Source organism: Alloalcanivorax sp. C16-2 (assembly GCF_046507615.1).
GTDB classification, from domain to species: domain Bacteria; phylum Pseudomonadota; class Gammaproteobacteria; order Pseudomonadales; family Alcanivoracaceae; genus Alloalcanivorax; species Alloalcanivorax marinus_A.
Window position 1 is genome coordinate 34776 of the sequence record NZ_JBKFTL010000007.1, and the last position, 11363, is coordinate 46138.

Below are 11363 nucleotides of genomic sequence, written 5' to 3' on the forward strand. Positions count from 1 at the left end.
CGGCGGCACGATCGCGGCCGAAGCCGCCCGCCACGGTCGTGAATTCCCACCATTGACATTCCGGGAAGGGATCGGCATGATTGCGCACCTTCAAACCGGCCCACGGGCACTCGTGCGTCCCGGTTTCACCGAATCAAGCAGATCGACGGCTCGTCGGTCGTCAGTTAAAAAGATAGGAGCAGGACCTTGGCTAACTCACCGCAAGCACGCAAGCGCGCGCGTCAGGCGGAAACGCGTCGTCAGCACAACGCGGCGATGCGCTCCATGGTGCGTACGTACCTCAAGAAGGTGAACGCGGCCATTGCCTCCGGCGACCAAGGCGCCGCTCAGGAAGCGTACCAAAAAGCGACCTCGGTGCTGGACAAGGCCACCCGCAAGGGCAAGTTTCACCCGAACAAGGCGGCACGCCACAAGAGCCGCTTGAACGCCAAGATCAAGGCCATGGCGGCCTGAATCTGATCAAACTGGCGTCAGACAAAAAAACCGGCCTCTGGCCGGTTTTTTTGTCTGACGCTGGACGCTCGAAGCCTGACACCTCCACCCCGCCGGCGTCAGGCTTCCATGACCACCATGTTGTCCCGGTGGATCAGTTCTTCCTCGTTCATGAAACCCAGCACCCCGGCGATTTCATGGCTCTTCTTGCCGCATAGCCGGCGGGCGTCGGCGGCGTCGTAGTTAACCAGGCCACAGGCCACCCGATTGCCCTGCTCGTCCTCGCAGGCCACCATCTCGCCCCGGGAAAACTGCCCGAACACATCCACCACGCCCACCGGCAGCAGGCTGGAGCCGGCCTCGCGCACGCGCCGCGCGGCGCCGGCATCCAGCACCAGCCGGCCGCGCATGCGCAAGTGCCCGGCCAGCCACTGCTTGCGGGCATTCATGGGTGACGTGTCCGGCATCAAAGTGGTGCCCGGCGCGCCACCATCGCGCAACTCGGCGAGCACCTCCGGGCGGCGCCCCGAGGCAATCGTGGTCATGGCGCCGGAGCGGGCCGCCAGGCCGGCGGCGCGCACCTTGGTGGCCATGCCACCGCGCCCCAGCCCGGAACCACCGCCACCGGCCATGGCGGCGATCGCAGGATCGGACGCCCGCGCCTCACGGATCAGGCTGGCCGCCGGATTCTGGCGCGGGTCGGCGTCGAACAGCCCCTCCTGGTCGGTGAGGATCACCAGCCGCTCGGCCTCCACCAAGTTGGCCACCAGGGCCGCCAGGGTGTCGTTGTCACCGAAGCGGATCTCGTCGGTAACCACGGTATCGTTCTCGTTGACCACCGGCACCACCGCGAAGCCCAGCAGTGTCAGCAGGGTGCTGCGCGCGTTCAGGTAACGCTTGCGGTCGGACAGATCGTCGTGGGTGAGCAGCACCTGGGCGGTATGCAGCCCGTGCTTGCGAAAACAGGACTCCCAGGCCTGCACCAGCCCCATCTGCCCCACTGCCGCCGCGGCCTGCTGCTCATGGACCGATTCCGGCCGACGCGACCAGCCCAGGCGCGTCATCCCCTCGGCCACGGCACCGGAGGACACCACGATGGGCTCGATGCCGGCGGCGCGCAGCGCCACCATGCGATCCACCCAGAGCTGCATCAGATCCCGATCCAGGCCGCGCCCGTCGTTGGTGAGCAGGGCGCTGCCGATCTTGATCACCCAGCGCTCAGCGCTCATAGACGATCTCCACGTCGTGGTCGTCGTCGTCATCATCGTTGTCCCGGGCGGCTCGGTTGACGCGCTTGATCTCCTGGATCTTTTCCCGCGCCTCGGCCTCCAGGCGATCGCGCAGGTCGCGCTGCTCGGCGGCGTATTCCGGATCTTCGCGCTCGCGCAGCCGTCGCTCCTCGATGGCGTTCATCAGCGCGTAGGTCAGCTCCTCGCACCCCACCCCGGCGGCGGCGGACAGGCGGAACACCGGCCCCTGCCAGCCCAGTTCCTCGACGATGGCATTGACCCGCTCCTCGGCCTCCTGGTCGGGCAGCAGGTCGATCTTGTTGAACACCAGCCAACGCTCCTGCTCGGCCAGCGCCGGGGAGAAACGATCCAACTCGTCGGCGATGGCATCGATCTGATCCGCCGGCTCACCGTCCGGCGGAGCGATGTCCACCACGTGCAGCAACAGCCGGGTGCGCGCCAGGTGCTTGAGAAAGCGGATACCCAGACCGGCCCCCTCGGCCGCGCCCTCGATCAGGCCGGGAATGTCGGCCACCACGAAACTGCGATAGCGATCCACCTTCACCACGCCCAGGTTCGGCACCAGGGTGGTGAACGGGTAATCCGCCACCTTTGGCTTGGCGGCGGAAATGGCGCGGATCAGGGTGCTCTTGCCGGCATTGGGCATGCCCAGCAGCCCCACGTCCGCCAGCACCTTCAGTTCCAGGCGCAGCCGGCGCACCTCACCGGGGATTCCCTTGGTGGTCTTGCGCGGCGCCTGGTTGACGCTGCTCTTGAAGTGCACGTTGCCCAGCCCGCCGCGGCCACCCTTGGCCACCATCACCGTCTCGCCGTCGGCGGTCAGGTCCGCCAGCACCTCGTCGGTGTCCACATCCACCACGGTGGTGCCCACCGGCACCTTGAGGTAGATGTCGTCGGCGGATTTGCCGGTCATCTGCCGGCCCTTGCCGGGCTCACCGTTGCGCGCCTTGTAACTGCGCTCGTAGCGGTAATCGACCAGGGTGTTGAGGTTGCCGTCGGCGCGTACATAGACGTGCCCGCCGGCCCCGCCGTCACCGCCATCGGGACCGCCGAATTCGACGTACTTCTCGCGCCGGAAACTCAAACAGCCGTGGCCGCCGTTGCCGGCGCGAACATCAATGGTGGCTTCGTCGACGAATTGCATGGGACGACTCTTCAGAACAGGTGGATGGGTATTCTAGCGTAGCTTGCCGTTTGTGGCCCGCCGTCCGACAGCCACAAAAAAGCCCCGCGGGCCGAGCCTCGCGGGGCTTTCGTGTGATCCCGGAGGGATCAGGCCACGGGCTCGATCACCACGTACTTGCGACCCAGCGGGCCCTTGGTTTCGAACTTCACGCGACCGGCCTCGGTGGCGAAGATCGTGTGGTCCTTGCCCATGCCGGTGTTCACACCGGAATGGAAGCGGGTGCCACGCTGACGGATGATGATCTCGCCGGCCTTGACTTCCTGGCCGCCAAAGCGCTTCACGCCAAGGCGTTTACTTTCGGAATCGCGACCGTTACGAGTACTACCACCGGCTTTTTTATGTGCCATGTCTCAATCCTCTAATGCGTTACGGATCAGCCCTGGATCCCGGTGATTTTCACCGCCGTGTACCACTGGCGATGGCCTTGCTGCTTGCGGGAGTGCTTGCGGCGACGGAACTTGACGATTTTCACCTTCTTGTGGCGGCCTTGCTCGACCACCTCGGCGGAAACCTTGGCGCCGTCCAGCAGGGGCTGGCCCACCTTGACGTCGTCGCCGTCGGCAACCAGCAGCACCTGATCGAACTCCACGGTCTCACCGGTGGCCACTTCGATCTTCTCCACGCGCAGGGTATCACCCTCTTCAACGCGGTACTGCTTGCCACCCGTCTTGATGACTGCGTACATCTTGCTTGCTCCGGATAAATCCACTCGCGGGCGGGCGTCCACATTCGGGAGGCCACTTTCGGTGCCCGGGGGATGATGAAAACAGGGTCGCGAAGTGTACGCTAACCGGAGCCTCTTCTCAAGAGGCCCGCGGCCATCCCCGGAGCCGCCCCGCGCGGCGGCTTCACCGGCGATGGCTTTTCTTGACTGATCGGGCCCCGCTGCTAGCATTGCCCGCTGTTCACGCCCCCTTTTTTGGAAACGCGCTCCATGGATTTCAAGGCCATCAGTTCCGTCGTCGGCGACGACTTCGAGGCGGTGAACCGCTTCATCACCCACCACCTGGACACCGAGGTCCCGCTGATCCGGGAAGTGGGCGACTACATCGTCGGCTCCGGCGGCAAGCGGCTGCGGCCACTGGTGGGCCTGCTCAGCGCCCGGGCTTCCGGCTACACCGGCGACCAGCACGTGGACGTGGCGGCGGTGATCGAATTCCTGCACACCGCCACCCTGCTCCACGACGACGTGGTGGACGAATCCAGCCTGCGCCGGGGCCGCCCCACGGTGAATGCGGTGTGGGGCAACTCCGCCAGCGTGCTGGTGGGTGATTTCCTGATCTCCCGGGCCCTGCAACTGATGGTGGCGCTGGAGGACCAGCGCCTGCTGGAAATCCTCTCCCAGAGCACCAATACCATCTCCGAGGGTGAGGTTCTGCAACTGATCAACACCCGCGACCCGGACACCACCGAATCCAGCTACATGCGGGTGATTCACGACAAAACCGCCAAGATGTTCGAATCCGCCGCCGAAACCGGCGCCGTGCTGGGGGCACGCAACGGTCCGAACCGCTGCGCGGACTTCGCCACCTTCGGTTTGCACCTGGGCATCGCTTTCCAGCTCATCGACGATGTGCTGGACTACCAGGGCGACGTCAGCGAGTTGGGCAAGAACGTGGGCGACGACCTGGCCGAGGGCAAGCCCACCCTGCCCCTGATCTACGCCATCCAGCATGGCGCGCCCCAGCACGCCGAGCTGATCAAGGCCTCGATCCGCGGGGGCGGCCTGGATCACCTGAGCGAGATCGTCGACATCGTGCGCGAGTGCGGCGGCCTGAGCTACACCATCGAGCGGGCCGCCGAGCACACCGAACGGGCTCTGGACGCGCTGTCATCGGTGCCCGAGTCCCCCTATAAGGACGCGCTGCGCCGCCTGGCGGAGGAATCCCTGCAGCGCACCTACTAACTGGATGAATGGAGAATGGCATGAAACAGCTTCTCGTCCTGGCCGCCGCCGCCCTGCTGGCCACCGGCTGCGCGCTCAGCCCTCAGCAGATCGAGGTGGCACCCAAGCCCGAGGTGGAAGCGGCCAACCTGGGCCACAACCGCCCGGTGGAAGTCATCGCGGTGGACTCCCGTGGCCAGAAGGCGTTCGGCTCCCGTGGCGGCGTGTACAAGGACACCGCCCTGGTGCAACCCTCCAACGACGTGCGCGCGGCACTGGCGGACTCGGTGCGCAAGGGCCTGCAGAGCCTGGGGTTCAATGCTTTCAACCCGGGCCCGGACGCCACCACCCTGGAAGTGCGCCTGGAAAAGCTGGATTACATCCCCGAGGAAGGCTCGGTGGTGAACCGGGTCAACCTGGACCTGACCCTGCTGGCCGAAGCGCGCCGTGGTGACACCACCCACACCGGCACCTACAACAGCAGCGTCGAGCACAAGCTGCCGTTCACGCCCTCGGCGGCACGCAATCAGGAAATGGTCAACCAGATCCTCAGCCGCTCCATCGAGCGCCTGCTCAACGACCAGGAGATGATTCGCTTCCTGGCCGGCGACGATATGCCCTGAGACCGCTCATTCGTTCTCCGGGCGCGCCGTCACCTCCGGCGCGTCCGGGTCCGTCATCGCCACCGTGAACAGCAGCGGTCGGCAGCAGACGTGGCAATCCTCCACGTATTCCTGATCCCCCTGGGACGGATCCACCAGGGCATCGAACCATTCCCAGCAATGCGGGCACTGCACCGGCACCGGTATCAGTTCCATCGCCCTACTCCGGCAGCCGCAGGCGCCGCAGCCAGTCCGGCTCCGTCTCGACCGGTCGAGGCTCACCCTGCCCCCACACCGGCCCCGGCCAGCACGGGTCGCCCTCGAAGCGGGCGATGACGTGCACATGCAGCTGCGGCACCAGATTGCCCAGCGCGCCCAGATTGATCTTGTCCGCGCCGGTGACGCGCTCCAGCTCGGCGGCGAGGTGATTCACCGTGGTCAGCAAAAGAGCCTGCTCCGGCAGCGGCAGATGGTGCCACTCGCGCAGGCCATCGCGCTTGGGCACCACGATCAGCCAGGGAAAGCGGGCATCGCGCATCCAGCGCAACCAGCACAGATCGGTTTCGCCCAGCGCGCCGGTATCGGCCGCCAGACGGGGGTGGAGAGTGGTCATGGTCACAAATCCGCCTTAAAAGCCCGGGGCGATGGCTGGGCAAGACCGCCGCCGTCGCCTAAGATGATACGCAAAAATTAGCGCTCTCAAGAAAAGCCGGCGAGCATACACAAGTACGCAAGGGGAACGCCGGTCCATTTCCAAGGATGGCGTACGATACCTGTCTGGGGGAAGATCATGGAATGGGTAGCCATCATTACCGTCGTGGCGCTGTTGCAATGCGCCCTGTTCAGCTTCCTGGTCGGCCGCGCCCGGGTCAAATACCAGGTGCGCGCACCGGCCGTGCACGGCCATGAAATCTTCGAACGCTGCCAGCGCGGCCACGCCAATACCGTGGAGCAGTTGGTGCTGTTCCTGCCAGCGCTGTGGTTGTTCGGCTGGTATCTGGAACCGCGCGCGGCGGCGGTGCTCGGCGTGCTGTTCGTGATCGGCCGGCAACTTTACTTCAACGCCTACCTGCAACAGCCACGCAATCGCGGTCGTGGTTTCCTGATCGGCTTCCTGGCCACCCTCACCCTCCTGCTCGGCGGCCTGGGCGGCGCCGTCTTTCAGCTCATCTCCGGCTAACGATCACCCGGGCTATCGATCATCCGGGCTATCGATAGTCCGACGGGCTGCGCCCGGTCCAGCGACGGAAAGCACGGGCGAAATTGGAAGCATCGGAATACCCCAGCGCCAGGGCGATTTCATCCACCGAGCGGTGGCTCTGGGTCAGATATTCCACCGCCAGCCCTTTGCGCAGGTCATCCAGCAGGGTCTGGTAGCTGGTGCCCAGTTGCTGGAGCTTGCGCTTGAGCGTCCGTGACGACATATGCAGCTCCGACGCCACGTCGTCGACACCGGGGAAGCCTCCGGAGCCGGCCAGCATGATGCGCCGTACCTGGCCAAGCAGCGCCGGCGGCGCCTTGATCCGTTCCATCTCCTGCTCGCACTGGGCGGCGGCCATCTGGGCCAGGCGCGGGTCGGCGAAACGCAGGCGCCGCTGCAAACGCTCCACCGGAAAGCGCATCTGGCTGTAGGCGCAATCGAAGTACACCGGCACCGGAATCAACGGACGCAACCGGGAGAAATAGGCCGGCTCCGGGTAGGAGAAGCGCAGCTCACCGAGGATTTCCACGTCGGGAATCAGTTGCATGGCCATGAAATGGAAACTGGAGAACAGGCTCTCCACCACCAGCGGCGCCAGATCGCCCAAGGCCAGCATTTCGTTGACCTGGAGCACCGCCCAGTCACCGTCGCTGAAACTCTCCAACTGAATGATGGTGCTGCGGGTGCGGAAGAACTTGACCGCCAGCTCGATGGCGTCCCCCAGTGTCTCGCTGCTCATCGCCGCGTAACCGAGAAAACCATGGGATGAGAGGGTCATGGACGCCCCCAGCTCCCAGCCCATCCAGGGCTCGCCGGTGAGTGCCAGGGCACGCCGGGCGAAACGGTCGAACACGGCGGCGGTGAGCCGCGCCTTGGGATCACGCCAGCAACCCGGTTCGATCGGCAACCCTTCCAGGGCGCGCTCCTCCTCGATGCCACGCTTATCCAGAAACTCCAGCATCAGCGCCAGATATTCGGCGGAGATGGTGTAGTCCTCCGCGCTCATTTTTAGAATCGTCATACTTATTGTCCCATGGCCCAATATGACCAGCCCGGGCACAAGATACGCATACCCTTCCGGCCAAGGCAAGACCACAGCGACAACACGACGCTGGAGGAAAGCCATGACCGCCAACTGACAACCTGGGTCACATCCTGCCATGGCGCGCCGCCGGCGGCATCGGCGCCGTTTGGGTGGTGAAATCCCAACTTACTGATTTTTATATGAAAAGCCGGAGCCATGGAGTGGCACGATTCTGGCTTTGCCAGAATCGGGCAGAGGAATGGTCACCATGAGCAAAATCGTCAGAGTGGAAAAGCGGCACCCGGAAACGGCCCTGGAAAACCTGAACCGGCTCACCGGGCTGGATTTCCAGAGCTGGCCGGAATCTCTGCTGGAAACAGGTGAGGACGTGGTCGTCGACAACCTCGACACCGCGTCCCGGCCCGAGGGGGGAAGCCTGGCGTGCCGGCGCGTGGCCGATAACGGTCGCTAACCCGGCTGGCGGGCCCCGGGGGGAAGAAAAGGGGCCCGCCCCGCGGCTTGATGCCGAACAGTGTCAGTAGTTGGAGATCAGCTTGTCCTGGGGACGCAGTGCCGTGCCACGGCGCTGCATGTACAGTTCTTCCACCACGTAGAGCATGCCCGGATCGGAGAGGCGCAGGGAAATCTGAACCTGTTCCACGTTGTCGGTGAAACGCAACCGCACCAAGCCGGACAGCAGCGCGCTGCCGTCACCTTTCACCTGCGCGGCATCCACCAGCACCGCCTGGTCGTTCTTGGTGTCCAGGTAACGAACCAGCAACTGAACCTGGCCCGGCTCCCCGGAGACCCTGGTCCAGGCCGCCACATTGAACTCCGCATCCCACTGTCGCGCGCGGGCCGGTCGCCCGTCCGCCCAAATCCGGCTGGGCACCTTGGCGATGAACTTCTCGATCATGAATTCGTATCTCGGCCGATTGGTACTTTCCTATGGAGTGTACGGGGCCCCGGGCGGTTCCCGCCACGTTCGAATTGGCGCCGGCGTTGGGAGCTCCATCACAGGCTGCCCAATTTCCTACACCTTTCCATTGTTTAATTGTTCGACAATGCATACTCCATCCAAGCGACGGCGCCCGTATCGTTCACGGCGAAGAGGTTAGCGAAGACGCTTAGGAGGTACACATCATGGGTGAACTGAAAGACCTGCGTGAAGATCAGGAAAAGCTGCTGAGCCGCGTCAGGAGTTTCGGCGACAAGCTCTACCTGGCCGGCCTGGGCGCCTACAGCAAGGCCGGTGACAGCTCCGAGGAGCTGTACGAACAGTACGTCGAGGCCGGTAGCGAAGCCTATGGCGATGACGCCGAGGGCAAATCCAAACTCCTGCTGGCCGGTCGCGGCTTCACCGTGCGCGCCCGGGCGCTGCTTGAGGAAGCGCCGCGCAAACGCCAGGAGCTCTACGAACAATTCATCAGCACCGGCAAGGAAGCCCGTGGCGAGAAAGCCGAGACCAGCAATGAGTTCGTTCTGGCGGGGCTCGGCGCCTTGACCACCGCCCGCGAGCAGAGCCGCAAGCTGTTCGAGGAGCTGGTGAGCGCCGGCGAAAAACAGCGCGTCTGATTCTTATTCCCTTTTTCTGCCTACTCTCCTTTGGCGGGGCCCCTGTGGGCCCCCTTTTTTTGCGCCGCTGGCGGCGCTAGGCTTGCGGAATTCGAAACCAGCAGCGAGCAGACCATGGCCAAACGCCGTGACCGGGCCGCCACCGGCGGTCGTTTCTGGAAACTCACCGGCATGACCACCTCCATCGCCACCCGGGTGGCGGGCCAGCAGGTGCGCGGCTGGTTCCAGTCGGAGCAGGACCGGCGCGAAAGCCGCGAGGAACTGATGCGCCACATAGGCCGCGAGGTGGCCGCCACCCTGGGACAAATGAAGGGGGCGGTGATGAAGGTCGGCCAGATCGCCTCGCAAATGCAGGATGTGCTGCCCCGGGAAATCAGCGAGCAGTTGGCGGTGCTGCAGAACGCCTCGGCGCCGATGCCCTTCCATGTTATCCGGCGGCAGCTTGAGCGGGAGCTGGGCGGCCCGGTGGCGGATCATTTCCAGGACTTCCAGGAAACACCGTTCGCCGCCGCCTCCATCGGCCAGGTCCATCGCGCCACCACCCTGGAGGGCGAGCAGGTGGTGGTCAAGGTTCAGTATCCGGCGGTGAAGGCTTCCATCGATTCCGACATGAAGCACCTCAAGCGCATCCTCAAGCTCGGCAGTCTGTTGCGCGTCGACGAGCGGGCCCTGGACGCGGTGTTCCGGGAGATTCGCCAGCAGTTGGATGAGGAACTGGATTACCACCAGGAAGCGGAAAACCTGAACCTGTTCCGGGACTTTCATCGTGACGATCCGGATGTGGTGATCCCGCAGGTATTCCCGGCCCTGTCCGGGGCCACCGTGCTGACCCTCAGTCTGGAGGAAGGCACGCCGCTGGAGCAGGTGGACGACGCCCATGGCTTCGATCAGGCCCTGCGCAACCGGCTCGGCGAGCGGCTGTTCGATCTGCTTGCCCGTCAGATCTTCCAGCTGCATGCGGTGCATTGCGACCCCCACCCGGGCAACTTCGCGTTCCGCCAGGATGGCGCCATCGTGTTCTATGACTTCGGAGCGGTGAAGCGCCTTCCCGCCGAGGACGTGGCCTTGATGGCGGCACTCACCGGCGCCGCGCTGTCCGGTGACTGGGCGCGGCTGGATCAGGCGCTGGTGGACATCGGCGCCCGCCGCGCGGACACCTCCGTGCCGGACGGCTTTTACGAAGCCTGGGTGCCGGTGCTGATGCAGGGCATCGCCGACACGCCGTTCGACTTCGAAACCGCCCGGGTCCACCAGGACGTGATGAAACAGGCCAAAGCCTCTGCCTGGGAAGACATGCTGAAGTTTCAGCCCAGCTCGCGGACCCTGCTGGTGCAGCGGGTGGTGGGCGGACATTACTGGACCATGAAGAACCTGGGAGTGGCCAGCGCGCTGCGCCCGCGCCTGGAGCGGATTCTGGAGAGCCGTTGACGCAATCGTGGTGGGAGCGACTTCAGTCGCGATCACGGGGGCGCCCTCTTCATCGCGGCTGAAGCCGCTCCTACCGTGTTCCGCAGGCGGCGGGGCGTATTCGCCGCTTAGCCGTAATGGACGGACGAAAAAGGAAACGCCGGCGTTCAAGCCGGCGCTTTCGGTTCGCCTTCCCTGGCGGTTCGGGGCCTCCCTTTCCCCGGATAGGGGGACGGATCAGAACGCGGAGCGCAGGCCCACGCTGATGCCGGAGATTTCTTCATCGTCCTGATCGTAGTAGCGCATGTACTCCAGGTTCGCGCCAAAGGTATCGGTCAGGTTGAAGTCGATGCCGGCACCGTAGGATTCACCTTCGTAGTGCTCGTCATCGTCCACGGAGTAGTCGATACCGGCCACCGAACCCTCGGCTTTCACGGTACCTTTGAGTTTGGTGTAACCACCGATGATGTAGGGGTGCACGGCTTCGGCCAGAGGCGCGGACAATTTCACGTAACCGCCGTACATGTTGTCCAGTTCGAAGTCGACGATGCCCTTGGAATCCTCATCGAAGCCCATGCCACCACGGGCCTCCAGGCCGATGTAGTCATTGAACTCGATGCCGGCGCGCAGAACGGCGGCGTCGATTTTCAGCGTGTCGCTGTCGTACTCGTCGTTGTCGTACTGGAACTGGCTGTAGTTGGCGCCGATATACGGACCCGCCGCGAAGGCGCCGCCGGCCACCAGAGTACAGGAGAGGACCATTGCCTTGCCCAGAATCTTGACCTTCATTTGCGTCTCCTT

General features: G+C 64.5%; 16 protein-coding genes. 7 read left to right on the top strand and 9 right to left on the bottom strand.

The features are described 5' to 3' along the window. The first annotated feature begins 186 nt into the window (after positions 1-186). On the top strand, positions 187-453 hold the full coding sequence (gene rpsT, locus ACLD02_RS18605; RefSeq protein WP_203105715.1) for a 30S ribosomal protein S20: 267 nt from the start codon (positions 187-189) through the stop codon (positions 451-453). 98 nt (positions 454-551) lie between these two features. On the opposite strand, the gene proB is transcribed toward rpsT, so the two are convergent. The 4 genes from proB to rplU all read right to left on the bottom strand — a co-directional run bounded on the left by proB (position 552) and on the right by rplU (position 3553). Then, the gene (gene proB / locus ACLD02_RS18610) at positions 552-1661 is read right to left on the bottom strand and encodes a glutamate 5-kinase (RefSeq protein WP_238401152.1); all 1110 of its coding nucleotides are present in this window, start codon (positions 1659-1661) and stop codon (positions 552-554) included. Continuing rightward, complete coding sequence (gene cgtA, locus ACLD02_RS18615; protein WP_410299394.1) at positions 1651-2826, bottom strand: Obg family GTPase CgtA; 1176 nt, start codon at positions 2824-2826, stop codon at positions 1651-1653. The genes proB and cgtA overlap by 11 nt, the downstream gene beginning before the upstream one ends. Positions 2827-2954: 128 nt before the next feature. Then, positions 2955-3215, bottom strand: a complete 261-nt coding sequence (rpmA, locus tag ACLD02_RS18620; RefSeq protein ID WP_203105717.1) for a 50S ribosomal protein L27 — start codon at positions 3213-3215, stop codon at positions 2955-2957. A 26-nt stretch (positions 3216-3241) separates the two neighbouring features. Then, entirely contained in the window at positions 3242-3553 is a 312-nt protein-coding gene (gene rplU, locus ACLD02_RS18625; protein WP_203105718.1) for a 50S ribosomal protein L21, read from the bottom strand. Positions 3554-3802: 249 nt separating this feature from the next. Between rplU and ACLD02_RS18630 the strand changes: the two genes are divergently transcribed. Further along, on the top strand, positions 3803-4774 hold the full coding sequence (locus ACLD02_RS18630) for a polyprenyl synthetase family protein (protein ID WP_410299395.1): 972 nt from the start codon (positions 3803-3805) through the stop codon (positions 4772-4774). Positions 4775-4794: 20 nt separating this feature from the next. Further along, the gene (locus ACLD02_RS18635; protein WP_203105720.1) at positions 4795-5376 is read left to right on the top strand and encodes a YajG family lipoprotein; all 582 of its coding nucleotides are present in this window, start codon (positions 4795-4797) and stop codon (positions 5374-5376) included. Between the two features lie 6 nt (positions 5377-5382). On the opposite strand, the gene ACLD02_RS18640 is transcribed toward ACLD02_RS18635, so the two are convergent. Together ACLD02_RS18640 and ACLD02_RS18645 are read right to left on the bottom strand one after the other, a co-directional pair. Then, entirely contained in the window at positions 5383-5571 is a 189-nt protein-coding gene (locus ACLD02_RS18640) for a CPXCG motif-containing cysteine-rich protein (protein ID WP_203105721.1), read from the bottom strand. A gap of 4 nt (positions 5572-5575) precedes the next feature. Beyond that, the gene (locus ACLD02_RS18645) at positions 5576-5968 is read right to left on the bottom strand and encodes an HIT domain-containing protein (protein WP_203105722.1); all 393 of its coding nucleotides are present in this window, start codon (positions 5966-5968) and stop codon (positions 5576-5578) included. A gap of 177 nt (positions 5969-6145) precedes the next feature. On the opposite strand from ACLD02_RS18645, the gene ACLD02_RS18650 reads away from it, so the two are divergent. Then, entirely contained in the window at positions 6146-6535 is a 390-nt protein-coding gene (locus ACLD02_RS18650) for an MAPEG family protein (RefSeq protein ID WP_203105723.1), read from the top strand. A 28-nt stretch (positions 6536-6563) separates the two neighbouring features. On the opposite strand, the gene ACLD02_RS18655 is transcribed toward ACLD02_RS18650, so the two are convergent. Next, positions 6564-7577 (bottom strand): AraC family transcriptional regulator, encoded by a 1014-nt coding sequence (locus ACLD02_RS18655; protein ID WP_203105724.1) that lies wholly within the window; start codon positions 7575-7577, stop codon positions 6564-6566. A gap of 271 nt (positions 7578-7848) precedes the next feature. Between ACLD02_RS18655 and ACLD02_RS18660 the strand changes: the two genes are divergently transcribed. Beyond that, the gene (locus ACLD02_RS18660; RefSeq protein ID WP_203105753.1) at positions 7849-8052 is read left to right on the top strand and encodes a hypothetical protein; all 204 of its coding nucleotides are present in this window, start codon (positions 7849-7851) and stop codon (positions 8050-8052) included. Positions 8053-8115: 63 nt separating this feature from the next. Here the strand turns inward: ACLD02_RS18660 and ACLD02_RS18665 are convergent, their stop codons facing one another. Next, positions 8116-8496 (bottom strand): hypothetical protein, encoded by a 381-nt coding sequence (locus ACLD02_RS18665; RefSeq protein ID WP_203105725.1) that lies wholly within the window; start codon positions 8494-8496, stop codon positions 8116-8118. A gap of 227 nt (positions 8497-8723) precedes the next feature. Here ACLD02_RS18665 and ACLD02_RS18670 point away from each other — a divergent pair, with 227 nt between their 5' ends. Together ACLD02_RS18670 and ACLD02_RS18675 are read left to right on the top strand one after the other, a co-directional pair. Next, the gene (locus ACLD02_RS18670; protein ID WP_410299396.1) at positions 8724-9155 is read left to right on the top strand and encodes a phasin family protein; all 432 of its coding nucleotides are present in this window, start codon (positions 8724-8726) and stop codon (positions 9153-9155) included. Between the two features lie 114 nt (positions 9156-9269). Beyond that, positions 9270-10583 (top strand): ABC1 kinase family protein, encoded by a 1314-nt coding sequence (locus ACLD02_RS18675; protein ID WP_410299397.1) that lies wholly within the window; start codon positions 9270-9272, stop codon positions 10581-10583. A 216-nt stretch (positions 10584-10799) separates the two neighbouring features. Here the strand turns inward: ACLD02_RS18675 and ACLD02_RS18680 are convergent, their stop codons facing one another. Next, complete coding sequence (locus tag ACLD02_RS18680) at positions 10800-11351, bottom strand: porin family protein (RefSeq protein ID WP_203105728.1); 552 nt, start codon at positions 11349-11351, stop codon at positions 10800-10802. Between the last annotated feature and the right edge of the window lie 12 nt (positions 11352-11363).